Raw genomic sequence first — 26,619 nt, forward strand, 5'->3', positions numbered from 1 at the left:
TTCTCAAATTTGACTGAAAGCTACATGAAATATTCCCCCTATAATAAACAGCATAAACACAAAACCAATGGCAAATAAAACATTGAAAATTGAGTGACTAGGCCGGGTATTTTTCATAATTATCTTTAATAAATAGTTTAGGATTAATTAACAGCATAATTCCAAAGCATCAGTCCCAACCGCATCATCCCTTAGAGGTGATCTAGCGATTGGGAATATTTGCCCCAAGATTTATGTTTCTTAACCTTTAGCATAAGTGGTGATCCCCAAATTTTGGATCTATCGCCGGGAAGAATTCACGTAAAAACTCACTCAATTCCTCGGGAATTATTGCACAGATTTTCTCTCCTCTAGGAGCATTTCCTTCTTTAGACAGAGGTGAGACTCTCTTTCTTTCTTTTAAGGTGGGACGTTAGAGCAGCTATGACCACCGAACGCCCCCAACCGGGGAAAAACGGTCTTCCAGAGCAAGCCTTCACCCGGTTGCTTTCACTCAAAAGGCAAGCGGAAAAAGCTAAATCGTGGCTCAAACTACCCTGGGGGAACGGTGTCCCTATGGCAACGTTCCTCAGTCCTCACGACCCGCATAGAAGGAGAAATCCGTTTGATCATGTTCAATTTACAGAGTCGCGATCGCCTACTCCATTGCGGAACCATCCGGCGCACCCCCCTCGCCTTGGGGTTGATGGCAATGTTCCTCGTCGCTTGTCAAAGGGACAAACCCATGAAGACTGAGATAGAAAAGCCGGACCTTGTTGCTGCATCCGAAGCCATAGAAAGCACGGAACATCTGATTGGGAACTTGATCACCCTCCGGGCTAAACCTGTGGCTCAAATCAGTCCCCACAGCTTCATAATCCAGGATGACGGGGTATTCGGCAGCGACCCGATTTTAACGATTAATGCCTCGGGAGTGCCGGTGATTGTCCCCCTCAACCCTCAAACCCCACTGCATATTACGGGGACGGTAGTCCGGTTGATCGCCATGGATATCGAACGAGCGTATGGCATTGAACTTGATCCCACCCTCTATGCTGAATATGAAGGCAAACCGGCGATGATCGCTCAGTCGATTACCTTCTCGCCGGAACCGGCTGAAGTGACCCATGATCCGACGCGCTACTATAATCATGTGTTGGCCGTCCCCGGAGAAGTAGCCACTAAAGTAGCTACGAATTCGTTTACTTTGGAGGCATCCGGTGGGATGGGAAGGAACAATTTGCTGGCGATCGCCCCAAACTCACCGCAATCCCTGCAACCGGGTCAAACTATTCTCGCCACGGGAGTTTTACGTCCTTTTGTCCTCTCAGAAATTGAGCGAGAGCATTCTTTAACTTGGGATGGACAGGTTAGAAACCAGTTGGCTGACGAATATATAGACAAACCCGTATTAATCGTCGATCATATATATTCTTCTGAGGCGATCGCTCCGTAACTGGGGGTGCATTGAATTCAGGTTTCCAGAGGATTGAGCCGGGTGAGGATTAATTTAACCCTTTCTGTATCCAATATGAATGGGGTACAGATCATCGGCGATCACGCCAGGGAAAGAGAGCTTTCAATCCGCTGTATTTAAAGCATTTACATCAAGAACATGGATCACAAAGGGGGTAGTAACTTGAATTTTGGTAACCTGATTGGGGCAATTGCTTTAATTGTTTCCTTGATTATTATCTGGGAAATTAGAACCGTATTGTTGCTGATTTTTGCCGCCGTTGCCTTTGCTACAGTCCTCAATCGGATGGTGCGTCGCTTGCAGCGATCGCGGCTTAATCGCGGGTTTGCCATTGCCCTGACGATTGGCCTTCTTTTCGCCATCATGGGTTTATTTTTTCTGTTAATTTTTCCCACGGTTGTTGCTCAATTTCAAGAGTTGCTAGAGCTACTCCCTAAAGCTCTAGCTCAGTTAAGGGAGTGGTATCGATGGTTGGAAAAATTTATTCCTAATCAGCTTATGGAAGATATTCAAAATGTTGAATTTCTATCCGAACGAATTTCTAAAATCAGTTTAAGTTGGTTTGGCGGGTTCTTTAGTATTTTCTCCAACTCGTTAGATTTTGTATTAAACCTCCTCCTCGTCCTCGTGCTGATTGTCATGCTTTTAGCCAATCCAACCCTCTATCGACAGAGTTTTATGCTGATATTTCCAGCATTTTATCGGAGACGGGTGGATGAAATTCTCCAAGGATGCGAAAAAAACTTGGTGGGTTGGGCCATTGGCCGAATTTTTAACATGGTTTTTATTGCGATCGTCAGTGGATTAGGCTTATGGGCAATAGGCGTCCCTTTAGTCTTAGTCAACGCCATCATTTCGGCTTTACTCAGCTACATTCCCAATCTTGGCCCAATTCTGGGTTCCATTCCACCCATCGCCCTCGCATTCCTAGATTCCCCAGTTAAAGGAGTGATCGTCATTATCTTTTACCTCTGTATTGAGCAGCTAGAAGGGCTAGTTTTAACCCCCATGATCATGGAAAATGAAATTTCTTTACCTCCAGCGGTTACCTTAAGCTCTATGTTGATTTTTTCTCAATTTTTTGGTCTGCTGGGTTTATTTTTGGCTATTCCTATCGTGGCCGTGTTACAAGTTTGGTTGAGGGAAGTCTTAGTTAAAGATGTGATGAATAATTGGACCCAAAAAGGAGCCTATGGTGCTCAAGTAAAAGACTCCTTACCCGGTGAACCTTTAACGGATTATGAACCCTAAATCTAAATTAAAACCCGCACTTTTTAGGGTGCGGGTTGGGGCGATGAGAAGTTTGCTATAACAAATCAAGGCTGGTTAAGAATCAGAGTTTGATTGAGGTGGCCTGTCCCACGAGTTTCGTGAGTGACGAGATTGCGATCGCCAGTTAACTCCACATAAATGCTGGAATTAGCGGGCGTATAATTGCCGATGATTTCAATTTCATGGGTGCCTGGATTGAGATAAGAGGAGAGGTCGATCGCGGTATAGTTGCCGCGAATGGTTTCCACCACTTTCCCATCGATCACAATTTCGGCGTTGATGTAAGTGCCGCGATCGCCCCAAACTTCCAGGGCTAATTGGTCGGAATCCACCGTAATTCCAGTTTCTTGGGTTTGAGATAGGGTACTCCCCCGTGACTGCCGGGAATACCCGGACTGAGACACCAGATTGGGGCGCTCAAATGGGAAAACAATCCACCCCAGTTGCGATCGCTCGAAGTGAGTGGGTTGTCCGAGGCGACTGCGACTGCGAACGGATTCAATCTTCAATCCCCCCTCGGATTCCACTCGAATCCCCTGTTCATCCACCTGAATTGACATCTGGGATTGGGCCTGAGTTGCCCCAAGCATCAAGGCCGCTAAGGAGGTGAACAGGGCAACCCATCTCACACTGTGGGGCGGCATGATTAAATACCCCACCCGTTTTATAGTTCTATACATTATTTAGGTCCTCAATAGAAAAAACAGCAGCAAATCTAACTCATTCATTCAATCCGGTTCAATTACTCAATTAACCGCAATTGTTCTCGATAGCGAAGGGCTGGATTATTAATAGAGTTCAGGCGATCGACCGGATTATCTACATGGATTTGAGGATTGACCTGAATCTGCACAGGGTAGCTAGTTGATCTGAGCGATCGCTCTCCTTCTCGGATGGATTGACGAACAGAACGGTTTTGAACTGCCCGATTCGGTCCGACATGAATTTGAGTTCCCGTAGTCACAGTGGCATTGCGACCACAACTGCCAGGGTTTCCCATATCTACCGTATTGGTTTGCTGGGCCGGTCCTCCGCCACTGATGGAAATTTGTACGCCGGTATCAATTTGCACACATTGGGCAGCCGCTAAATCCGTAGTAACGGGGGCAATGCTGAATAAAGTGATAATCGATAAACAGCTTAGAAATGAAGAGGTTTTCATGAACTTTACCGCTGAAGATGACTCAAGAAAGGAGAAAAAAACAATCTTTTCTTCCGTATTTCAGGATAGAAAATAAAGGGGATGCACCGAGATTGAGTCTGATAGCGCTTTCACGAAATTATCAAAATTAGGCGATTAGTACCGCAGGAAATTTTGAGAATTTCGTGAAGCAGGGTTGGGAAGATTAGCCGGAGTGCGGATGAGACTGGGGCTAACCGATTGGTATAGGCGATTCGAGGATGGCATTGACGAATTTGGAAAGGTCCGACCCCGGGGGTCAACATAATATAGATTGACGTTTTGATTAACGGTGTTACCGTTGCCAGTAATCGCCGTTTGTTGATCAATCGAGGGAATCGGAGGGCGATTGTTACCCGGGGAGAGTTGTGCGGCTAAGGGAGTGGCGATCGCCACGGTGGACAGGGTAGCGGCTAGACCGACTCGGATCAAATGTGTGAACATAATGGGCACCGTGAGTAAAGGGAATGACGTCGGGTGAGATGTATCCCGACGTCAAGATCGGGAGTCGTTCACAGGCGATCGCCTTAATGTTTCTTTTGATAGGGAGGACGAGGGCGAGGTGAGAACCGAGTGCTATCTGCTTCCACAGTCGTTTGACGGTTGCTTTGACGCACTTGATTGTGATGTCCGTAAACATCTGCATTCTGCAATTGGTCCTGAACAACCCCTTGATTGCCCAATCCACCACCCCGGCGATCGATATTGGTTTGGGTGGAATTTTGGTCAACATAGTTGCCATTGCCAGTCACTACCGCACTTTGTTCACTGGTTTGGACTACGGCACTATCCCCACTGACGCGGTATCCCCCAGCTTGTGCAGGAAGGGGGGCAATGCCTAAAGTGGCGAGGGTGAGTAAACCCAAGACTGCACTGAGTTTCGGCATTTTGACAGATTGAGCAACGGTTTGATAAGCCTTGAGAGAGATAATCATTGGTTTTGTCTCGTTTGAAGTGAGTAAGGGTTAAGGAGTGAAGCGTTGGCGCAACCCTCTTTAATCCTCTGAACTTCTCCATTAAAGAGCCTCTGTTTTCTCTTGTCAAGGGATTTTTCAGTTTTTTTTAAGAGCCTCTCCGGGGGATTTTAGAGGAGTAGTCCGAGATTTTTTAGGGTGATTCTGCAAAATTTAGGGAGTTTAAATCTTAACTTAGCTTTGAACTTTGAGGTCTAATTATATTGCAATCTCACCATAAAAGTTGTGGTTAGGTTTGCCTCTGAAACGGGGTGAAACCGTCCGGGAGAAAACAGGTAAACTTTTGTAAAAAAAAGAGGGGAATTTCCCCTCTGAGTGTTATCGTGAATGCAGACGATATCCCTTGAATGACTTCCCGCCCGATTAGAGCGGGGCTTGTTATTTGATCGCAGAGTAGGCGTTGCCCAGGTGCTTCCGGGGAGTTCAACGGTCAGCGGTTGCGATCGCCATCTGACCTTCTCCCCCTCTTAATCTTCCCCTTTCTCAAAGTTCAGGGATGCTGAATTAATGCAGTAGCGCAATCCCGTCGGTTTCGGTCCATCGGGAAAAACGTGACCGAGATGGGCGTCACAGTTGGCGCAGAGAACTTCTGTGCGACGCATAAACAGGGCGCGGTCCTCTTCTTCGGCAATATGACCCTCTTGAATCGGTGCCCAAAAGGAGGGCCAACCAGTACCGGAGTCAAACTTAGTCTGTGAACTGAATAACTCAGTCCCGCAACAGACACATTTATAAACTCCCTTCTCTTTATTATCGTGGTAGGCTCCCGTAAATGCTCTTTCAGTTCCCTTCTTGCGGGTGACTTTAAACTGTTCCGGGGTGAGTTGCGCTTTCCACTCGCTTTCCGATTTTTGAATTTTCTGAACCATTGTTCATTCCTCTGCTGGGGTATGTGAAAGTATTATTCTATCGTTATCCTTGCAGAGGGTTGGGGTTGAAGTCCCTACTCGGCGGTAGAGGGAAATCCCACCTCGATCGCCCCGTTCTAAATGGAGGTCCTCATCTAGGTAGGTGGTTTGCAACCATCCCGAGGCCCACTTGCCTAGGGGCAGTTTGAGGGGTCCCAACGGGCCGATTTGAAACCCCAGGCGCTCAAATCGGAACTGAATGCGGTGCTGTTTGTACTCAAAAGGACCGCCCACAATTAGGGAACTCCCAGCAAGGGTAATCTGATTTTCAAACCACAGGCGCTGGCAATCTAGGCGCTGGATGACGGAGGCGATCGCCTTGCGGTTCATGCCTTTCCCCCGGTGGTTCAATTTCTGCGCATTGCGGGTTCCCGAGGTCCAGAGTAAGCGCCATTCCCCCTCTAGCAACTGGCGATCGCCTCGAATTTGCGCTTTTTCCAAAATGGCGACTGCCTCTTGCAGACTTTCCGAGTTCAGAGTGCCTTCTTCCGAGTCCTTCAACAGTTGCGATCGCGCCCCTTGGACTGCTTCATCCCTGGTTGGGTTGGTCATGTTCTCTTTTCTCCCCAATTTCCTTCCTAATTTATCCAACTTCTGCTCAGAAGTTCAATTCGCCCCGAATTTTCCCTAATTTTCACTGAATTGCTAAATTTTTGTCTGGGGTATTAGCACCTTTGCTCTCTGAGAAAGCAAAAAAAAACCCCTGAATCAGAGTCCAAGGGGATCAACGCGGAATAATATCACTGTGATGGGGTGTTACCGTTCTGAAGTCAAGATCGAGTTAACCGGGTTTTGAGACAGAGTAGAACGGGACTGATGGGAACCGTTGAAGGGACTGGTTAAAAAAAATTGTAAAGACGATACGATTGCCAGGGTTAAAAAAATTCGATTTAACATAGTTGTCAGCGTTGATTTTTGATAAATCAACTGTAGTCGGGTTTGTTTTCCCGTCCGGATGGGAGGGTGTCGCTATTTGATCCGATCGCCAATGATTCCCTGAAACCCTGATTTCGACTCAAACTTGACTCCGGCAAAGGATGGACAGTTGAAAATCTGGCAAGGTGATCGATAGTTCTTGTCCCCCTTTTAGGGGTATTCTCGTTAATTTTGGCAAAAATCAAAACAGAGCGATCGCCTGAAAACAAGCGATCGCTCTCTCGTTTGGGTGGGCGGAAAATGACCCCTCCAACTGACGCCAATCCTAGGATTTTATTAATCTTTGTACCCGAAAAATTTGTTTCAGGCGATCGCCACCCTAAAAATACAGCTTATGGCAACTCAGCAACTGGAACAATCCGGCCTTAAACCTTAAAAATCGCGCTACTTTTTCAGATTTTTTCGCTGAAAGGAACCGGGAAAAAAGATTGAATCAGTCAGGGTTTCCAGCTTTTTTCAGGGAGTGAACCGCGCTACTGCTGACTTGGGGAAGGTCTCCTATTTTTAGGAAAAAGGTTCGAGTTTTGGAGGTTTAAAGTTATCAAGGACTAGGCCAAAATTGAGGTAATCCGATGGGTTCCCTTTCAGCTAGGCAGCTCTTTGAGACGAATTTGAGTTTGATGTCTCAGATGGTTTAACGACAATCCATTGACCTGTAACGGGGTCGCGATAGGTCTCAAATGGATTCTGACGTAGTGGGGGATTGATTTGCTCCATCGTTTTACCCTTGCTTCGTGCAACAAAAGCATTCACCTTTATCACTTATCCTAGATGGCTTTTCACTAGGCTTGGGCGATCGGTCTCAAGGGTCGATGCGATCGTTATCACATCGGTGAATAAAGGGGCCTCTGATTTGAACGTTTAATCTCTCCACCATTTCAGACCCTACAAAGGGCTATTTTGATGTTTTTGGCTCTATAATTCTGATTCAACGGTGTGAAAACTGCTGTTTTGGAGTGGGGATGCGCCGGTGTTGTTTAAACTACAAATTTTCCTCAATTGAAGGTAAATTCCCCATTAAGTTCAGAGGATAGGGGGTTTATTTCCGACCCAGAACTTAATGGGGAGTTGAAATCAATAAAGATTCGATTCAGGTGAACCCATCCTCTTATCAAAAGGTCAATTGAAGTCTTGACAGTTCACCCTCTGTAAGGGCGAAATGAGTCTAAGGAAGGAATAAAATTCCTAGGGATTCAGTTAGAGGGTCCGGCGAAAAAAATCAAAAACTTTCGTCAAAACTTGGGCAATGCGGAAGTAGGATTGATAGGGAAACGGCAGGGGTAAGGGAAGAGAGTAGCCATAGGTTCGATTTTTTAAGTGTTCTAGGCGCACTGGAAGGGTTACACCCAGGGGTAGGTGAAATGGTGTTTCTAACTTTTTCCACAGGCGATCGAGCATGGGACGCTATTAATCCAGATTTTTTTAAGAGTTGCCTTCACATTAAGCATGGCGCAAAACCTATTTCCGTGTCAAATGATACGAGATTGTCTAGGCCAATGCTAGGGTCCAGGAGGTCCGATCCTCGGTTTGCCGGTGAAATTCCCCGGGAAACAAGCTCTCAGGAACGCGCCCGATCGCCTGCTGCCAGGGAGACTTTTGATGCCCTGTTCCCGCGAATACTCCGGATGAAACAGTCAGACTCAAAGGCATCCCTAACTTGAATGGGGATACTCGGGAGCAATTATACAAGGCATCTATTGTATCTACAGTGTGACCCGGACTGAAGGCTGTGAAAAGTGCAGGAAATGTGACCCAGTGCGATCGCTTTGCGGAATTGGAATTTCACCCTTGACATTAAATCGACAACTCTTTCAACCCCAAACTACACCGGATTTAGGCTGGAATATGACCTCAAAAGCAGTGGCGACAACTGGAGGGATGGAGGGGAACAATACGGGTGAAGCGGTACCTTGCTTGTATGATATCGGCAAAGACGTCGTTGGAATATTTTATGGTTATGGAAGAAAATAACATTTTACCGGAATGCTCCGATGATGATGTGGTGTCATTTCGCGGCAAGCTGTTTAAAGTCAGTCAATTGCGGACCATGATGGGCCATGCCATGACTGAGCAGAACCAACTTAATCATACCCTTTCTAATGCGTTAAAACAAACGGGATTAGAATTGGGGCTGACCGATACCAAAGAATTTTTAAATCAAGGGGTGAAGGGGGAACTGCTAAAAATTACGGGAAAAGGGTGGGAAAAAGGCAAAATTAAAATGAAAATTAGTCTGGAATTTATCCCGGATGTTCCCGAGGATGGGCTGTTGTCCTCTGGAGAACAGCAACCGATGCAGACCAGTGGCGATCGCCCCTTAAAAGAGACGGACTGGAATAGAGGAATGCCACAGTCGGAAAAGAACGGACACCGACAGCGCTACCCCCGCTAACCAAAAACCGTTACAATAGCATCGCGTTCTTTTGCCCAACGCCTACCCTTGGTGCTATGACCCATTCTCAAACCCCGATCCAAACGGCCATTTTTTCCAACGACACCTTAATTAAGCTGCCTACCCACAAATTTTATCGACAGACGTTCCTATTCCCTGAACTGCTGTCTATCCTCCTGTGGGCTGTTACCCGCGTTTCTTACGACGTCAAATGTTTAATTGATGGGTCGAAAGGAACGGCGATTCAACCGAGTGGGGGATGGGATCGCGGGACGATTCGCTTGTTGGCGATCGCCGGATTCAAGCTGCGTGGCGAAGAGAGTCTACATCACATCGATTGTCTGACTAGACAAAGCCCCAAGTTGATTTTGCCGGATACTGCGGTTATTCAAGCTGATACCAATCTGATTTGTCGCGAACCCCGTCAAGTCAGCGAAATTATCAAAGAACTCAAAGAAGAAGTGCAAATCGCCTGTGCGGAAACGACCGATTTTGTCAAACCCACTCGGTTAGGGTTTCCTACCATTGAATTTCTGGAACCAGGTAAGGAATGGAGACACGCCGAGATGCGCCTCAATATGGAATTATCTTTTATCAGCGATCGCAGCAAGGGCGATGACAACGGACAACCGAGAGATCGGGCAATTTCTCAAAGCATTTCTCCCCTCGGTGAGATTTAGGGTCCCTCCAGTGCCCCCTCATTTGAGAGAACCCGACGGGGAAAATTAACCCCATTCAGTCGGAATGCGGATATTGCTCAACCCAGAAGGCGATCGCCTGGACTAACTCTGCCGGTTGAATCGGTTTAGAAAGATGTTGTTGAAACCCAGCTTCCAGGATTTGCTGACGGTTCGTCTCTCCAGCATAGGCAGTCAGGGCGATCGCGGGGATTGCCCCCCCTCGTGGCGCTTCCCGTTGTCGAAGTTCCCGAATCAGCATATACCCATCCATTTGGGGCATTCCGATATCGCTCAAGAGTAAATCAGGAATAGAGGTTTCAATCGCGGCGATCGCCTGTTGGGCCGAATTCACCGCCCGGACATTGGCCCCATAATCCTGTAACACAAATTCCAAAAACTCTAAAGTATCCGGGTCATCATCCACCACCACCAGGGCAATCCCCGCTAAACTAGGCTCACTCTCCGGTAAAACCGACTCCTCTTGAACCGGAACACCCAAGGATCTCAAGGGGAGAGTCACTGTAAACGTTGCGCCTTGACCCTCTCCAGCACTGTGGGCCTGCACTGAACCCCCATGCAGTTCTACCAAATTATGCACGATCGCCAAACCCAGACCCAACCCCCCAAAAGACCGGGTGGTTTTACTATCCGCTTGCCGGAAATACTCAAAAACATAAGGGAGAAACTCCCGCGCAATTCCTCGACCCGTATCCGATACTTCAATCTGGGCTAGGTTGCCGATGGATTGGAGACGAAGGGTCACCTGTCCCCCTTCTGGGGTAAACTTCACCGCATTCGAGAGCAAATTCCACACCACCTGCTGTAAGCGGTTCGGGTCTCCCAACACCTCAACCGCCTCCATTGGCAGGAATTTGGTGATCTGAATTTTCTTCGCCTCGGCGACTAACCGCACCGTTTCCAAAGCCGATTCCATAATTTTTTCTAAATGAACGGGCAGCATTTCTAGGGTCAGTTTTCCGCGCAAAATCCGGGAAATATCCAACAAATCATCGATCAGTCGCGATTGCAACTTGGCATTCCGTTCGATAATTTCTAAAGCTTGTAAGGTTTTGGCTTCATCAAATTTCCGCATTTGCAGCAGTTTGGTCCAGCCTAGAATCGGATTGAGGGGCGATCGCAACTCGTGAGATAACACGGCGATAAACTCATCCCGGATCCGATTAGCCGTTTCCGCTTGTGCTCGGGCACTTTGTTCGGCTTCATATAATTGCGCACGGGCGATCGCTTGGGCGCACTGTTGGCCTAAGGCCACCATAAACGCTCGGTCTTCTGTAGAAAACTCTCGCGCCTGGGCAAAACTTAACCCCATCGCCCCAATGGGTTCTCCCTGTAAAATTAAGGGAATTGATACTAAAGCTTGATTATTTGTCTTTCTGGGAAGTTGGGACAAGGTAGGATATCGCTCACTTAAATCCGTTAAATTTTCTTGAAAAATCGGTTGCCCGAGACGCACACATTCTGCTAAAGGGACGGGGGCCTGGATGGGGATATTCTGCCATTGGTCGAGGAGATCTTGGGGATAGCCGATCGCCCCGACAATCTTTAAAGTCTTGTCATTATCCGTCAGCAGGACCAGGGTACCGGCTTTCGCATCCAGGGCGGCAATCCCTTGATTAACCACCACTTCCGCCACTTGGGCGGGGGTGAGTGCCTCGGACAAGGCCGCAGTGACCCCTTGTAAGCGTGCAGTGCGCATGGCCGCTTGTTCTGCCATCTGCCTTGCTTGTTGCGCTTGTTCGTAGAGTCGGGCATTATCCACGGCGAGGGCGGCACGACGGGCCAGTTCTTCGGCCATATTCAGATCCGAGCGATCGTACCGGCGACCTGATTCAGCCGCCACGAACGAAATGGTTCCCAAGGACCTCCCCCGGGCGATCATCGGGACGATCATCACGGAACTAAACCCAACTTCTCTAAGAATCTCCAAATGTTCTTCATCCAGGGCCGCCTCTAACAGCAAGTCTTCCGGAATGTGGGGATAGAACTCCGAGACTCCGGTCCGCAGGACTTGGGGCGAACCCCGTGGGGCTTCGGGATCAACGGGATATTTTTGGTTAAGTTCTTTAGCCCATGCCACTTTTTCGGGATTAACATGGGCCGTGATGGGCGGTTGGAGTCTCCCGTTTTCTTCCACCACCAAGACGGTACACCAGTCGGCGAGGTGAGGTACCGTCAGGTCCGCTACAGTGGCTAAGGTGGTTTGATAGTCCAGGGAACTGGAAAGGATGGTACTCGCCTCGGACAGGTACTGTTGGGCGTTTTCCGTGCGCTTGCGATCGCTCTGGTCGATCGCAAAAAATACCCCCTCGTCGGTGGTATCGTCAAACAGCGCTCCCCCACTAATAGTAGGGACCCGACTCCCATCTTGGCGAATGAATTCCTTTTCGTAGGGGGTGCAAAATCCTTGAGCTAAGGCTTCTGACCTCGCCTCGAAATCTGCCTGATGATACTCTTGTGGGGTGATTTCCTTCCAAGAGAGCCCTTGGCTTTTAAATTCTTCTCGGGTATAGCCTAACATCTCCAGCAGGGCATCATTGGCTTCGGTAATCTGGCCTTGGCCCTCCCAAAAACCCATACCAATCATGTTGGACTCAAAGACGCGACGAAACCGGGATTCAGTTTTCTGAAAGGCTTGCTCGACTCGTTTATACTCCGTTATGTCCCGCGAAATACTGAGGACAAACTCTACCGACCCTTCGGGTGTTAATTCCGGAAAGACCTTCGTTTGAAAAAACCGCATTCCATCCGACCCGAGAACCTGGTATTCAAACAAGCATTGGCATCCGGTGGCAAAGGTTTGGGTTAACTGCTGTTGATACAGGCAGGCAATCGCTTCGGGAATCCCTAATTCTTGATGGGTTTTGCCGAGAATGACTTCAGCAGGGATCCCTATGGCTTTTTCCATAGCCTGGTTAATGTAAACATGGCGAAGGTGGCGATCAAAACGGGCAATTCCATCGGGGGCATGGTCTGCCAGGGATTTGAACTGTTGCTCTTGACGGTGGAGTTCTTCTTCCATAGTTTTGCGATCGCTGAGGTCTTGAACGCTAATAGCGTGATATAAGGAGGTGAACTGCTGGGTCTATGCTCGCAGTTGCGGTGATCACAACGGGCAAAATTGTATCATCTTTCCGAATTACGCCGGAACTACAAGGCTTGCATCTAGGCGATCGCTACTCCTGGGAATCCCTTCGGCTAAATCGGACCTATTGTCTAAGAATAATACATCTATAATCAGTTTGACGGCTAAGGTTTGGAGGTTCTCGCCCAACCTCTAGTCTCCGGCGATCGAATCCGTCAATCCTATGGAGTTCTTGATGCAGTTGGACTATTCCCCACCCCAATTGTTTAACCCGTTCTCTCCATTTGTGATCTCTCTCCTCTAAATAGACTGGTTGCAGAATTGTCTTGAACCCCTCATGAATCAAACATTAGACTTCTTGCAAAATTCTTTAAAGCCCCCGGTGAATAAACATTTATTTCTCTAGCTTCTCCCAATAAATAACCATTTATTTCTCTAGCTTCCCCCGATAAATAAACATTTATTCCTCTGGCTTCCCCCTTCTTAAGGGGGACTGGAGGGGGATCTAACGGGGACGGGAGGGGGATCTAACAAGGGATTGGGGGAGAAGCAATCCTGAATGAAAGCAAGAGGTCTATTCATTCCTCTAAGTTCCGCCTGAATTCAGGGGAGAGAAAGGGGATCAAACATTCATTCCTCTAAGTTCCGCCTTAATCCGGGGGACGGAAGGGGGATCTGATCGTGAGTTGGGGGGATCTATTCAGCCGTTTGCAAGAAATCTAATGCGTTCTCTGTAGTTTGATCAGTGAGGATGGCTCGTCTTCCTAACCCCCCCTGTGCGATCGCTATTCCCCCGATTTCAACGTAACTACAGCAACACCTTATGGAGTTCCATTCCGGGATATCTCGCGTTCCCTCTGGCTCATCCCAAGTGGCACTACTGCTACAGATGGAACCATAGAAATACGAGGGCGAGCCGAACTAGCGATCGGATGTTAACGGAACTCCTAAAAATAAAATCTTATAGGTTCTATTAGAGATCTCCGCATCCTCCTAATCAAAGGCCAATCGGCTTTGGCAAGTCACCAATCACCGCTAACGTACCCCTTTTTTTAGGGAAATCTTTAAAAAGGGGACTTAATTTTAATGGGTTTAATCTACAAGAGTTGAGAGGTTTTGTCAACTATTTTCCAAAAAATTCATGGCGGTAGCTGATTTTGCCCTGAGTCTGATTGAAAACGTAGAGTCACTATCAATTATTTTTATACCCATCAGCAGCGCAAATGGATGGAAAAGCCCCTCTCGAAATTCTGGGACGGATTGAGAGGGTTACTCGGTGTAAGCCGTTCAAGTCACACGGACTAAATGCGCCATTACATACCATATTCTTAGTTTAATATCTGCATCAGATGAAACGAAAAATTGATAAGGGGATGAAACCCCCCATATTTGAGGGGAATATCTGGGGAGGATCCGGTACAGTTGAAAACTCAAGATCGGGAGCAAAAATCCCCAGTTTGAGGCGAACCTATTTGGAGTCAGTCTCAATTCCGAGGGAACAGAAACTCCAGGATCTGCGGGTTTAACTGACCCTAATTTGGAACGGGGAACGGCAGCGATCGCCCTTAACCTAAGCCCCCAAGTGGGTACTAGGGGGTAAAACCCCCTGACTACGGCCAAAATAGCCTCACCGTCCCCCACTCCTCATCCTTCCCACCGTGGCATTCTTAAACTTATTTAGGTACACCTTCGGTTAAGACTTCATGTCCATCTGGGGTCACCAATACATCGTCCTCAATTCTTACCCCAATTCCCCGCCAGCAGTCTGGGATTTCCGGTTGTCCTTCCACAGGTTTGGTTTCCCACCCGATATATAGTCCAGGTTCTACCGTTAATACATTACCCGGTTGCAAATTCTGCGGGTCTTCTCCATTTTGATAGACTCCCACATCATGCACATCTAAACCCAACCAATGCCCGGTTCTGTGCATATAGAAGGGTTTATATTTTTCCTCTTTAATGATTTCCTCAATATCTCCTATCAGCAGTCCAAGTTCCATTAATCCTTCCACTAGAACTCGCACTGCTGTTTCATGAATTTTGCTGTAAGGATTCCCTGGTTGCACTTGGGCTGTTGCCTGTTTTTGGGCCTCCAAAACAATATCATAAATCGTCTGTTGTTCCGGTGTAAATGTGCCATTTACGGGAAAAGTTCGGGTGATATCTGCATTGTAATACCCATAAGCACAACCGGCATCAATCAGTAATACATCGTTTTCTTGCAGTTGGCGATCGTTTTCGATATAGTGCAAAATACAGCTATTCGCACCGGAGGCAATAATAGACGGATAGGCAAACCCATTTCCCCCCTGCAACCGAAACAAATGTTCCATTTCTGCTTGAATTTCATACTCATATCGCCCGGGTTGTGCGAACTCTTGCGCATGAATGTGCGCTTTAACTGAAATTTCCGCAGCTTTCCGCATCAGTTGTAATTCTGCCGGACTTTTCACCAAGCGCAAGGGATGCAAAATCGTCCCGGAATCCTGAATAGCAATGGGTCCGGTTCCCCGCTTTGGATAGGTTCTCATCAACCGCTGCCAATGGGTGAGAACCGTTTCATTAAACCGGCGATCGCGTCCAAAGTGATAGTATAGGCGATCGGCTTTGATTAAATATTGGGGTAACTTTTCTTCTAGTTCACTAATCGGATAGGCTTCATCGGCACCATACCGTTCTTTTGCACCTTCCACTCCCATCCGGTATCCCGTCCACACCTCTTTTTCTGGGTCCTTGGGTTGAACAAATAGCACAAATTGATGTTCTTCATGATGGGGTGCAAACACCGCCACCGCATTGGGTTCATTGAAGCCGGTTAAATAGTAAAAATCACTATCTTGCCGAAATGTATATTCCACATCATTGTGCATCACCGCCATCGGCGCACTTCTAAAAATCGCGGTCCCACTGCCGATTTTTTCCATCAGTGCCTGCCGTCGTTGCTGATATTCTGCTGCTTCGATCATGGTTATTTTTGAATCAAACGAGGTTTTCAGTGATTGCTGTCACAGAGTCTAGGTGTTTATTATCACAGATTTTCCCGATCGCGATCGGCCTGGTTTCCTGCAAAATAGCAGAAAGTAACATAAGGGAATCTACAATTTTTTTTAGAGGATGCAGTAGTTGTTATGATTGAGTTTCTGGTAGAATCTGCATTTAAGACCGGATGCCTCAGTGTTGAGTCCGAAGCATTAATTCGCCAAGTCCTCGCTACCAAAGGGTGTAAATCAGCGGATCTCGACTCCCTGGAAAAACTATGGGAGGCACTCAACACTGGCTGTATTTGTCGCGAAGCCGGTTCCAAATTGGCAATGCCTCTACTAGAAAGGCGCTGACGCTCTAAAGCTGTGCCATCAATTTTAACTCATTTAAACCCAACTCCCAGCATCCAGGCAGGTTTCTAACCGGCCTATTTTTATGGGTTCTCCCCATCCCCCCCATCCTCCCCATCCCCCCCATCCTCCCCATCCCCCCATCTCCCCCATCCCCCCATCCTCTAAAATATTCAATAGAGGAGAAAAAATTTGGAGGAACGCGCTTGACTACCCTAACTCCCCCTGTGGTGACGTATCGAATGCCTGCTGAATGGGAACCGCATCAGGCTTGTTGGTTGGCTTTTCCCAGTCATGAAGATCTCTGGATGGAGAGTTTAGAGGCGGCGCGTCGTGAATTTGTGGACCTCTGTCAGGCGATCGCTGACCCGGATCCCGTCTCCGGCGAATGTCGGGGTGAACGGTTAGAAATTCTGGTGCTTAATGAAGCAGGAAAAGCTATTGCTGAAGCTGCCTTACAAGGCATTTCAGCCCGCTTTCATGTTATCCCCTTTGGAGATATTTGGTTGCGAGATATTGGCCCAATTTTTCGAGTTGAACCCGATGGGAATGTCGTCACAGTCCGGTTTAATTTTAATGGATGGGGTGAGAAGTATATTCTTCCCGGTGATGCTGAAGTGGCAAAAAATATCAGCGATCGCCTCAATTTACCCAGTCACCATTTCCCGGTTACCCTCGAAGGCGGGGCGATCGAAGTGGATGGGGAAGGCACTTGTTTAACCACGCGGCAATGTTTATTAAATACCAATCGTAATCCCCAACTCACTCAATCCGAATTAGAAGAAATTCTGCACGCGGCTTTTGGAGTTTCTAAAGTTCTCTGGTTAAATCAAGGCTTACTCAACGATCACACTGATGGACATATTGACACGATCGCCCGGTTTGTTGCGCCTGGGGTCGTCTTATGTATGGAATCGAGAGACGCCGATGATCCAAATGCCGCAGTTCTCACCGAAATTGCCGAGAATTTGTCAAAAATGACCGATGCTAAAGGTCGTCCTTTACAAGTCATTCAGATTCCATCGCCGGGTAAAATTGTTGATGACAATGGCGAAATTGTCCCAGCAAGTTATGCCAACTTTTATATCGGAAATCGCACCGTTGTCGTTCCCACCTACGGCGCAAAGTATGATCAAGAAGCCGTAGAGGCGATCGCGAAACTATTCCCCACTCGCCATACCATCGGGCGATCGGCAAAAGCAATTTTATTAGGCGGTGGTGCTTTTCACTGTATTACCCAACAACAACCGACTGGGAGACAGCAACACCAGGCGGAGGTTTGAACCCCCAGCCGTTAAAATCCCCAGCGGTTGTTACCTCTTCACCCTTTATCCATCCCTTAACTCCAATGACTCAAATGGTTACGGTTGCAGCGCTACAAACCGCCTTCTGTGAAGACAAAGAAACCAATGTTTCTCGAGTTACTGAATTAGTCCGAGAAGCCGCATCAAAAGGCGCACAAATTATCCTACCTTCTGAATTATTTGAAGGCTATTATTTCTGTCGCGAAGAACGAGATAAGTTTTTTGCTTGGGCCCATCCCGTGGAGGGACATCCAACCCTTACCCACTTTCAAAAGATAGCGGCAGAATTAAACGTGGTGATTCCGGTTTCATTTTTTGAAAAAGCCGGACCCGCTTATTATAATAGTGTCGCCATTGTCGATGCCGATGGGACAGTCTTAGGAATTTATCGCAAAAGTCATATTCCTGATGGTCCTGGTTATGAGGAAAAATTCTATTTTCGTCCAGGAAATACGGGATTTAAAGTTTGGAAAACGCACTATGGGACAATTGGTGTAGGAATTTGTTGGGATCAATGGTTTCCAGAATGCGCTCGATCGCTGGTATTAATGGGGGCGGATTTGTTGTTTTATCCCACGGCGATCGGCAGTGAACCTTTGGACCCCGATTTAGATACCAAAGACCCTTGGCAACGGGTCATGATTGGTCATGCCGTGGCGAATATTGTCCCCGTTGTGGCCGCAAATCGCATCGGGACAGAAGAGGGACAAACCTTTTATGGTCACTCCTTTATTGCCAATCAACGAGGGGATAAAGTAGCGGAATTAGACCGCGATCGCCCGGGGGTGATTTGTGCCAGCTTTGACTTGGATGCGATCGCCCGGACTCGCGCTTCTTTTGGCTTTTTCCGCGATCGGCGTCCGGAACTGTATGGCGTTCTCTCTACTGCCGACGGAACCCTATAAGGTGGAGAATTTGACTCCCCCCCAATACAGCCAAAAACACTGAAAATTGTACCACTACAATGCTAGGGCCAGAGGCAAAATTAAACAATCCTGACCCTAGCATTCCCACCAGAGAACTGGTTGCCCCCAATATGACCGAAAGGGCAATAAATAGGGTAAAATGATGAGTCAGTAATTTAGCCGTCGCTGCGGGAATGACGAGAAAAGCATTAATCAATAAAATTCCCACAGCTTTGATAGAAATTGCCACAGTTAGGGAGAGCAATATTACAAATAAATAGCGATGAATATCAACAGCAATCCCTTGAACGTGGGCCAGTTCTGGATTCAGGGTCAGTAAAATTTGCTGCCGCCAAGTTGAAAATAAAAATAAGCAACTGATCACCAGTAATCCTATAATTAAGAAAATATCTGTTTGCCCGATCGCCAAGATATCTCCAAACAATACCGCCATTAAATTCCCTCGATATCCCGGGATAAAACTGGTCAAAATTACTCCAATTGCCAAGGCCCCGGAAACCGCTATACTAAACACACTATCACTGGGTAATTTAGTGCGTTCGATTAAATACAACGACGAGAGTCCAAATAACAGGGTAAACGGTAACAGCGTCCAATTCGGGTTGACTTGTAACAACACGCCTAACACCACCCCAACTAATGCCGAATGTCCTACGGCGTGACTGAAAAATGAGAGTTGGCGCAAAATCACAAAAGTGCCGAGGAACCCCCCAAGAATTCCCATCAAGACCCCACCGGCGATCGCCCGTTGCATGAAAGGGAAACTCAGCAATTCCATGAAGTTGGCGATCGGTGTATTACCCAGGAGTAAATATCCGTGACAAGGGTTGAAGATTTCCAATAAATTCGTTATCATCATTAATATCTGAAAGAATAATCAAGTATTCAAGTTTTTTAGTGATATTTTTCCTGAACCCAAACTATGGCAATTAACTATTCTACCGATAAAATGGCCCGGGACAACCCCCCAGAATCCGATGAACTCGAATGCACATCAGAACACGCGATCGACCTAGAGAATATCAACAGCATCCAAAATCGGCTACTGAATGAAAATAAAGCACAACGAATGGCGGAGTTTTTCAGCTTTCTGGGAGATGCCAATCGCTTGCGAATCATTTCCGCCTTGGCATTAAAAGAACTCTGCGTTCATGAATTAGCAGAAATTGTCCAAATGACCGAATCTGCTGTTTCCCATCAATTGCGAAATTTAAAAGCAATTCGCCTGGTGAGTTATCGCAAAGAAGGACGCCGAGTTTATTATCGACTTCAGGATAATCATGTGGTTAGTCTTTATGAGGCAGTCACGGAACATTTGGATGAAGAATAAGGAATGAATGGGAAGGAAAAAAACCCCAGAAGTCATTCCTACCAACTCCTCCCCATCTCCCCCATCTCCCCCATCTCCCCCATCTCCCCCATCTCCCCCATCTCCCCCATCTCCCCCATCCTCCCCATCTCCCCCATCCTCCCCATCTCCCCAATCCCTCCCATCCTCAATGATCATGATGATAGTGAGCAAAATCTGGTCCATAAGTCGCTAACAAATTTTGAGGCGCTAAGGCAATATCCGGTGCACCGCTACAGACGAGGGTTTGATTTAAACAAATCACGCGATCGCAATGGCGACTCACCATATTGAGATCATGGGATACCTGTAACACCGTCCAATTTTGTTCAGTTTTTAACTCATTTAATAGGGTGTAAAAATCAGCCTCTCCCTGGACATCAACTCCCGCCAATGCCTCATCTAAAATGAGCAATTGGCGAGACATCACTAAACAATAGGCAAGTAATACCCGCTTTAATTGTCCCCCACTCAGCGCACCGATCGCCCGATGGCGCAAATGCAAGGCATCCACTCGCCGCAATGCAGACATGACGGCGGTTTCTTTGTCAGGGTTAGACTGCCAGGGAAACCGCTTAATTCGGCGGAGGGAAAACGGTTCCCGGTGTTGCCATCCTAAACCCACCACTTCTCCAACAGAAATGGGAAAGGTGCGATCAAATAGAAAATTTTGGGGAATATAACCGAGATGCGATCGCAACCGTCCCAGCTTTTCTAACGGTCTTCCCATGATTTCTACCTCGCCCGAACTCCGGGGAATTAACCCTAAAATCGCTTGTACTAAGGTACTTTTCCCCGCCCCATTTGGCCCAACTACGGCGACATTGGTTCCCGCTGTTAATTCAAAAGAAACCTCTCGCAATGCCGTATAACTGCCTCGATAAACGCTCAGGTTTTCTACCTTAACAATCGAGTAATTCCGCGTAAAAGCCGCATCTAAGTCCCGGCGATTACTATCCCATGCTTCACCCATTCTCATAATAATTACCGACAAGCCTTTGCAAGAGTTTCTAAATTTCCGCGCATCGCGGTTAAATAATATTGGGGGTCGAGGGGTCCCGATTCTAAAGAGTCAATTTCATACAAAGGTAAATTCAGGTCCGTGGCGAGGGTTTTCAATACTCCATTTTCCACTTTCGGTTCTGAAAAGAGTGCCTTCGCTTGATACTGCTGAACTGCCTGGACTGTTTTTTGGATATCCTGGGGAGACAAACTGGCATCCGGTACAGACACCACCGCAACTTGCTCCAAATTGTAGCGATCGGCTATATAAGGATAGGCATCATGAAAGGTAATAAAGCTACAATTGGGAGATTGAGATAAAGTCTGCTCAAACTCCTGATGTAGTTGTTGTAATTGCTGAAGATAAGCGGCTGCATTGGCTTCATAAATCGCTTGATTAGCCGGATCAGCAGCGATTAAACCCTCTCGAATTGTGGTAACTTGTTGTTGAGCGAATACCGGATCAAGCCAAACATGAGGATTCCCTTTCCCATGCTCATGATCATGACTGCTATCAACCGCGTTCACAACTGGGGTATTATCTTCTAAAGGTTGAATCCCGGCACTGGCATTAATTTCTTGTAAGTTAGGATTATTAGCATTAGTAATGGTATTTTCGAGAAATTCCTCTAAATCCATGCCATTTTTAACTAAAATATTGGCAGTGGCGATCGCCTGGACATCGGCGGGTCTAGCTTGATACTCATGGACATCGCTTCCCGGAGGAATCAACACTTGCACCTGTGCGCTATCCCCCGTCACTGCGCGAGTAAACCAATACATCGGCAAAAACGTAGCGACAACATTCAGAGAGGGGGTGTCGGATACAGCAAGTTGTCTGTCAGTTTCCGTCTCAGCAACGGGTTCACGACAGGCGATCGCGATCGGCAAGAGCAGCAGTGGGATGAGCGATCGGCTCAACAGTCTAGGAATCACCATGAGTTCAAGGGACTTTCAATAACGAGTCTGATTTTCCCTATTATACGAGAATAAGTCTCATTCTGACCAACCCATTCCCGAGCCGGGTAGGGGCCAGTTTCCCCCCCTCTCAAATTGCAGACTGAAAATATAGAGGTTTCTGGAGTGATGAGTTACTCATAGGGATCACAAGTGCCTTGGCATCCGTGCATTAGCACTTATATCTTGCTCAATATTAGTGTAGGGAGCAAAATGGAAGGGGTACACACAAATACTAAAAATCTGTGTTATTAGGGGATTTCTATCAAAATGATAGATTCACCCGAGACATTTTCAACAACAGAGAGGGTAGAGAATATCAAGGGAGGACAATCACCGTGACAATTGAGAGGATTACCCAAGGAATACAGGAGGGAACCGGCGATCGCTTTCTGCTTTTATATGGAGCAAATACCAGTGATTCATTTTGTAGTGAGGATTTGATTCTCCAAGATATCGAACAAGTATTGCATCGCTACCTTAAGGCTCAAGGATATCAGAGAATTGCCTTTTATTCCGGCAATCGCAAACTGTATTTTCTGGATACAGACTCTCGCGATCGCGCCTTGTTACGCCCTCCCCATCCCTCCCCGGTTCAGGGTCAAACTGACATCAAGGTTACCCCCGGTCCTTTGGGACGAAAAAAGCGATTTTTAGGTAAAAAAGACGCCCAAAAAACGCAGGAAACTCTCCCCAATTCTCACCCTTTCCCCTCAACAACTCGTCCCCAACGAATGCAGGACCGAGATGTGCTACCTTTGCTACAACATTTCATGGAAGATACTCGCCAATCCTCTGCGATCGTCTTTGCTAATCCCGAAGATTTGCGGCGATTTGAGCTACTGCGGCAACTGGATGGGGCGATTCTGGAATGGTCGCGGTTATTGCCGACCAATCGCAATTTATGTGTGTTTATTTTCCATCAAGATACTTATTCAGAACTACAATCATTTTGCCAGCAAATTGGCCTGACATTTTTGAGTAACCTTTTGCTGAATCGCGAGCGTTCTCAAAATCTGATGAATATTTGTAAGGTAGAAACTCCTACTGTCTCAGAAATCGGCCATTTAATCCAGCGTTTTCGATTGCAAGAAGAACGAACAATTGCTTGGAATGAATTAGAAAAATTAACCACAGCTTTAGCCCAAGAATCTAAACCTTTGAACTATTGGCATGATATGTTTTTATCTAGTTCCGAGTTTTCCCTAGAACAAGCCTATCGGGCCAAATGGACTCAGAAAATGCCCTTACCCACAGCGGCAGAATTGACCCAACAACTCCGGCAAAAAGTAATTGGACATTCAGAGGCGATCGCCACTCTTGTTAAATTAGTCCGGGGCAAAATCGCCGCCCAAAAAAGCCCTAAACCCTTGGTTATTTTGTTACCCGGACCCACAGGAACAGGCAAAACTGAACTGAGTAAAGCTCTCGCATCAGCCCTAGGAACTCCCTTAGAACGGTGCGATATGGGAGAATACCGAGAAGAACATAAAGTCTCCAACTTGTTTGGCAGTCCCCTAGGATATGTCGGGTCAGAACAAGGGGGATGGTTACCCAATGCCTTGCGACGGAATCAGCAACGGTGCATTTTGTTGTTTGATGAAATTGAAAAAGCGCATGGTTCTATCTGGCGACAAATGTTGGCTTTTTTTGATGAAGGGCGAGCTAGTGATGCCAATGAAACAGTCATTGCCCCTAAAGATACGATTTGTTTATTAACCACAAATTTAGTCAGTGAACCAATTACAGAAGCCCCTAATCGGGCCAAAGAAATTTTACAAAAAACTGGCTACTTCCCCCCAGAATTTATCGGGCGTATTGATAAAATAATTCCCCTAAGTCGGTTAGAGCTTACGGAACAGTCTGAGATGATTTTCCGCTTAATGAAACAGTTTGCTCAGGACCGATATCATATTGATGTAATCCTTGATGAAGCTGGATTAATGGCTTTATTTTGCGCTACTTATGAACTTGCCAAAAACTATGGGGGACGAGGGGTTAATGAAGCCATTTCTGATCTATTTACCGATGATTTGATTGAGTTACAAATCCAGAATATTAACCGGGCATATTTGAGGGTAGAAGGGGAAAAAATGCAGCTTTTTCCTGGGAATTGCGAACAACCGGCGTTAGATTTTACTGCCATTGCTGCCGGATCCGGACGACGAGATCAGGGGACATTAAACGGCTTACTCAACCAACTAGATACCATGATTGGGTTAAGTTCGGTAAAAGCCGCCATGCATGAATTAGTAGCTAGTGAACAGGCAAAACAACGATTGCGACAAGCGGGATATGAAACCGACGATCGCATCACTCGCCATCTGGTCTTTTTAGGCAATCCGGGAACTGGAAAAACCACCGTAGCGGAACTCGTAGGAGCAATTTTTAAAGCGTTGGGAATTCTCAAAAAAGGCCAACTGATTAAAATAGATAAACCACGGGATTCATTGGTGGCTGAATATGTGGGACAAACTGCTCCAAAAACTCGGGCAAAAGTAGAAGAAGCCCTGGATGGAATTTTGTTTATTGATGAAGCCTATGCACTCGCCTCATCCCGGGCAGGGGCACAGGATTATGGTCAAGAAGCGGTGGATACCCTCGTCCCAATGCTCGAAAATTATCGCGATCGCCTAGTAGTAATTTTTGCCGGTTATACCCAACCCATGCAAGCCTTTTTAGCCACCAATCCGGGTCTCCAGTCCCGCATCGCCAAAACCATCGAATTTCCCGACTATACCGGGGAAGAAATGCTGGAAATTTTTCTTTCCTATTGCCGGACTTCTAAACCCGCTTACCGTTGTCCTCCGGAGGTCCAACAAGTGCTATTAGAACGACTGAATCAAATGTACAAGACGCGCGATCGCAACTTTGGTAATGGGCGAGATGTCCGCAATTTGTTTGAGGCAATGGTCCAATTACAGCAGGTTCGCCTCATCCGCGACAACCTCGAAGGGGAAGCAATGATTACCTTTGCTAAACAAGATTTACCGCCATTCAAGGTAGGCTAACTTAAATCAATTGTTTAAATGATTTAAACTTGCTATAGAATGCCTTTTAAACCTAAAGAGAAGAGTTCCTAGGGGATTCTTCTCGCTAACAAAATGATAAATAACCGGAGATCAAGATGAGTGGTAGAAAAGAACGATATGTGAGTATTAGTGAAGCCGACTTACGGCGATTACAGGAACAGGATAGCCGACTGCGATCGGTGCAACAAGACTTACCCGATCGCCTGAATCGGATGCGTGCAGAAGCGAATCGAGAAATGCAGCAACGCCTCCTACCATTAGAACAACGTGCGAAACAGCAGGAACAAGAGGCACAACGCCTGCGGAGTAACCTAGGGAACCTGGAACGTGAGACCCAACAGCGATTGCGAATACAGCGCCAAGACTTTCAGCAAGCGGTCCGAGAATCCGAAGTGCGACAGCAACAGGCGCTCCTTCAAGAAGGCGATCGGCTCACTTCCGCCATGCGCGCCGGTTTTGAAAAACAGCGCACAGAATATCTTCGCATTACAGCCGACCAACGTCAAGAATATCTCACCCTCAATCAACAACTGGACCAGAAATTCTCCAAACTCCTAGAGGAAGAGCGACAAGCGCGGGAAAGGGGACAACGGCTGCTACAAAAGCAAATTGACCGGGTATTTGAAAACCTCGAACAGGAACGACAAACTAAAGCAAAATTGGCCCAAGAACTGCTCACCGATGTGGAACAAATCTGGCAGCAAATCGACCGCGATTACCAACACCAGCGCTTTGCTCCGAATCAACTGGCTGACTTACGGCGCAATTTAGAGTTGGCAAAACAAAACTTAGCTGCTGGGGTTTTTGAAGCGGCGATCTCCACTTCCCAAGACACCTACCTCAAACTCGCGGATTTGCGCCTGGAACTGGAACAAAAAGAACAAGAATGGTTACTTTATTATACCGCCACATTAGAAGATTTGCGAACCCTAATCACGGAAGTGCAAGCTCATCGTCAGATTGAAATTGAACTCGGAGAAGCCGGGGGCGAAGTCGAAACCTTTCAGGAAGAAGTTGATTATTGGACTGATGGACGGTTAACGGCTTATCAGCAAAAGCTCCAACAGTTTCAACAACAACTCACCGCAGAGGAATCCACCCTAACCACGGAACAAATCCAGGAATTAGGCCAACAAATCGAAGCCCTCCGTCCGGAACTAGCCGACATTGCCAACCAAGCCAAAATGCAAGTGATTCTCTCCCAAATGCGGGCAGAAATTGCCGATAATGTCGTAGAACTGTTGGAATCTTACGGCTATCAACTCACAGACCCCAAGGCGGATGCCAGCTACGAAGGTGCAGACTATCGCAATGCTTATGTGGTCAAGGTCAAAAATATTGCCGGGGAAGAAGTCGTCACCGTGATTACGCCGGAAAAAGAATTAGGAGCGAATAATATTTCCATCAATGCCTTCAGCGATCGCTTATTAGATGAAGAACAACTCCGCCAACGAGCCGAGGGGATTTTTAATGCACTCCATAACGAATCAGGATTAGAATTGCAAGGCCAAACCCAATGCTATGACGAACCCCAAGCGGAATATCAGGATATGGAACAAGTAAAACAACGTCAAAATACACCAAAACAACCCTCTTCATAAAGGATTTACAGACAAAAATTGTGGCATTTTTGACTAGAGGGACAAGGCAATACCCTGTCCTTCTCCGCCTCAATTTAGGACAATTTTAGGCATTGACATCCAGCTTTAATATCAAAAAATTGTTAAATCAGCCTGCCTCCAATGTTTTAATTTCTATAGACTTATTCAAAAAGTCTCTAAAGCCCCCCTTCTTAAGGGGGGTTGGGGGGATCACTC

At 46.9% G+C, this 26,619-nt stretch carries 25 protein-coding genes; 12 read left to right on the plus strand and 13 right to left on the minus strand.

The window, feature by feature from the left end:
* Positions 1–610: 610 nt before the first annotated feature.
* Together NG796_RS05570 and NG796_RS05575 are read left to right on the plus strand one after the other, a co-directional pair.
* Positions 611–1,435, plus strand: coding sequence for a hypothetical protein (locus NG796_RS05570; protein WP_261204919.1), 825 nt, complete (start codon positions 611–613; stop codon positions 1,433–1,435).
* Between the two features lie 183 nt (positions 1,436–1,618).
* On the plus strand, positions 1,619–2,707 hold the full coding sequence (locus tag NG796_RS05575; protein ID WP_261204920.1) for an AI-2E family transporter: 1,089 nt from the start codon (positions 1,619–1,621) through the stop codon (positions 2,705–2,707).
* Between the two features lie 65 nt (positions 2,708–2,772).
* Here the strand turns inward: NG796_RS05575 and NG796_RS05580 are convergent, their stop codons facing one another.
* The 6 genes from NG796_RS05580 to NG796_RS05605 all read right to left on the minus strand — a co-directional run bounded on the left by NG796_RS05580 (position 2,773) and on the right by NG796_RS05605 (position 6,342).
* Positions 2,773–3,408 (minus strand): hypothetical protein, encoded by a 636-nt coding sequence (locus NG796_RS05580; RefSeq protein WP_261204921.1) that lies wholly within the window; start codon positions 3,406–3,408, stop codon positions 2,773–2,775.
* Between the two features lie 62 nt (positions 3,409–3,470).
* Positions 3,471–3,890 carry a hypothetical protein gene (locus tag NG796_RS05585; RefSeq protein WP_261204922.1) on the minus strand — a complete coding sequence of 140 codons (420 nt, stop codon included), beginning with the start codon at positions 3,888–3,890 and terminating at the stop codon, positions 3,471–3,473.
* 135 nt (positions 3,891–4,025) lie between these two features.
* Positions 4,026–4,352 (minus strand): hypothetical protein, encoded by a 327-nt coding sequence (locus tag NG796_RS05590; protein ID WP_261204923.1) that lies wholly within the window; start codon positions 4,350–4,352, stop codon positions 4,026–4,028.
* Positions 4,353–4,435: 83 nt separating this feature from the next.
* Positions 4,436–4,843 carry a hypothetical protein gene (locus NG796_RS05595; protein ID WP_261204924.1) on the minus strand — a complete coding sequence of 136 codons (408 nt, stop codon included), beginning with the start codon at positions 4,841–4,843 and terminating at the stop codon, positions 4,436–4,438.
* 506 nt (positions 4,844–5,349) lie between these two features.
* Positions 5,350–5,751: a peptide-methionine (R)-S-oxide reductase MsrB gene (msrB, locus tag NG796_RS05600; protein WP_261204925.1), complete on the minus strand. Its 402-nt coding sequence runs from the start codon at positions 5,749–5,751 to the stop codon at positions 5,350–5,352.
* A 3-nt stretch (positions 5,752–5,754) separates the two neighbouring features.
* Complete coding sequence (locus tag NG796_RS05605; RefSeq protein WP_261204926.1) at positions 5,755–6,342, minus strand: PAP/fibrillin family protein; 588 nt, start codon at positions 6,340–6,342, stop codon at positions 5,755–5,757.
* Between the two features lie 555 nt (positions 6,343–6,897).
* Here NG796_RS05605 and NG796_RS05610 point away from each other — a divergent pair.
* Positions 6,898–7,095, plus strand: coding sequence for a hypothetical protein (locus NG796_RS05610; protein ID WP_261204927.1), 198 nt, complete (start codon positions 6,898–6,900; stop codon positions 7,093–7,095).
* 828 nt (positions 7,096–7,923) lie between these two features.
* Here the strand turns inward: NG796_RS05610 and NG796_RS05615 are convergent.
* Entirely contained in the window at positions 7,924–8,124 is a 201-nt protein-coding gene (locus NG796_RS05615) for a hypothetical protein (RefSeq protein ID WP_261204928.1), read from the minus strand.
* A 390-nt stretch (positions 8,125–8,514) separates the two neighbouring features.
* On the opposite strand from NG796_RS05615, the gene NG796_RS05620 reads away from it, so the two are divergent.
* Genes NG796_RS05620 through NG796_RS05630 form a run of 3 tightly spaced genes read left to right on the plus strand, consistent with a single transcriptional unit; the run spans position 8,515 to position 9,798 of the window.
* Entirely contained in the window at positions 8,515–8,697 is a 183-nt protein-coding gene (locus tag NG796_RS05620; protein ID WP_261204929.1) for a hypothetical protein, read from the plus strand.
* Positions 8,684–9,118, plus strand: a complete 435-nt coding sequence (locus tag NG796_RS05625) for a KGK domain-containing protein (RefSeq protein ID WP_261204930.1) — start codon at positions 8,684–8,686, stop codon at positions 9,116–9,118. The genes NG796_RS05620 and NG796_RS05625 overlap by 14 nt, the downstream gene beginning before the upstream one ends.
* A 56-nt stretch (positions 9,119–9,174) precedes the next feature.
* A complete protein-coding gene (locus NG796_RS05630; protein WP_261204931.1) occupies positions 9,175–9,798 on the plus strand; it encodes a hypothetical protein in 624 nt (207 codons plus the stop codon).
* A gap of 55 nt (positions 9,799–9,853) precedes the next feature.
* On the opposite strand, the gene NG796_RS05635 is transcribed toward NG796_RS05630, so the two are convergent.
* From NG796_RS05635 to NG796_RS05645, 3 genes are all read right to left on the minus strand, one after another.
* Positions 9,854–12,838 (minus strand): ATP-binding protein, encoded by a 2,985-nt coding sequence (locus NG796_RS05635; RefSeq protein ID WP_261204932.1) that lies wholly within the window; start codon positions 12,836–12,838, stop codon positions 9,854–9,856.
* Between the two features lie 117 nt (positions 12,839–12,955).
* Positions 12,956–13,090, minus strand: coding sequence for a hypothetical protein (locus tag NG796_RS05640; protein ID WP_261204933.1), 135 nt, complete (start codon positions 13,088–13,090; stop codon positions 12,956–12,958).
* Positions 13,091–14,574: 1,484 nt separating this feature from the next.
* Entirely contained in the window at positions 14,575–15,867 is a 1,293-nt protein-coding gene (locus NG796_RS05645) for an aminopeptidase P N-terminal domain-containing protein (RefSeq protein ID WP_261204934.1), read from the minus strand.
* A 162-nt stretch (positions 15,868–16,029) separates the two neighbouring features.
* On the opposite strand from NG796_RS05645, the gene NG796_RS05650 reads away from it, so the two are divergent.
* From NG796_RS05650 to aguB, 3 genes are all read left to right on the plus strand, one after another.
* On the plus strand, positions 16,030–16,236 hold the full coding sequence (locus NG796_RS05650; RefSeq protein ID WP_261204935.1) for a hypothetical protein: 207 nt from the start codon (positions 16,030–16,032) through the stop codon (positions 16,234–16,236).
* A gap of 203 nt (positions 16,237–16,439) precedes the next feature.
* On the plus strand, positions 16,440–17,516 hold the full coding sequence (locus NG796_RS05655; protein WP_261204936.1) for an agmatine deiminase family protein: 1,077 nt from the start codon (positions 16,440–16,442) through the stop codon (positions 17,514–17,516).
* Between the two features lie 65 nt (positions 17,517–17,581).
* A complete protein-coding gene (aguB, locus tag NG796_RS05660) occupies positions 17,582–18,442 on the plus strand; it encodes an N-carbamoylputrescine amidase (protein WP_411268789.1) in 861 nt (286 codons plus the stop codon).
* Here aguB and NG796_RS05665 read toward each other — a convergent pair.
* Positions 18,420–19,322: a metal ABC transporter permease gene (locus NG796_RS05665; RefSeq protein ID WP_261204938.1), complete on the minus strand. Its 903-nt coding sequence runs from the start codon at positions 19,320–19,322 to the stop codon at positions 18,420–18,422. The genes aguB and NG796_RS05665 overlap by 23 nt on opposite strands.
* A 63-nt stretch (positions 19,323–19,385) precedes the next feature.
* Here NG796_RS05665 and NG796_RS05670 point away from each other — a divergent pair, with 63 nt between their 5' ends.
* The gene (locus NG796_RS05670) at positions 19,386–19,793 is read left to right on the plus strand and encodes an ArsR/SmtB family transcription factor (RefSeq protein ID WP_261204939.1); all 408 of its coding nucleotides are present in this window, start codon (positions 19,386–19,388) and stop codon (positions 19,791–19,793) included.
* Positions 19,794–19,959: 166 nt separating this feature from the next.
* Here NG796_RS05670 and NG796_RS05675 read toward each other — a convergent pair whose 3' ends face one another.
* Complete coding sequence (locus NG796_RS05675; protein WP_261204940.1) at positions 19,960–20,790, minus strand: metal ABC transporter ATP-binding protein; 831 nt, start codon at positions 20,788–20,790, stop codon at positions 19,960–19,962.
* Positions 20,791–20,795: 5 nt separating this feature from the next.
* Positions 20,796–21,752: a metal ABC transporter solute-binding protein, Zn/Mn family gene (locus tag NG796_RS05680; protein ID WP_261204941.1), complete on the minus strand. Its 957-nt coding sequence runs from the start codon at positions 21,750–21,752 to the stop codon at positions 20,796–20,798.
* A gap of 356 nt (positions 21,753–22,108) precedes the next feature.
* Between NG796_RS05680 and NG796_RS05685 the strand changes: the two genes are divergently transcribed.
* Entirely contained in the window at positions 22,109–24,781 is a 2,673-nt protein-coding gene (locus NG796_RS05685; protein ID WP_261204942.1) for an AAA family ATPase, read from the plus strand.
* A 116-nt stretch (positions 24,782–24,897) separates the two neighbouring features.
* On the plus strand, positions 24,898–26,403 hold the full coding sequence (locus NG796_RS05690; RefSeq protein WP_261204943.1) for a hypothetical protein: 1,506 nt from the start codon (positions 24,898–24,900) through the stop codon (positions 26,401–26,403).
* The last annotated feature ends 216 nt before the right edge of the window (positions 26,404–26,619 follow it).

The organism is Laspinema sp. D2d (assembly GCF_025370755.1).
Classification (GTDB): Bacteria; Cyanobacteriota; Cyanobacteriia; order Cyanobacteriales; family Laspinemataceae; genus Laspinema.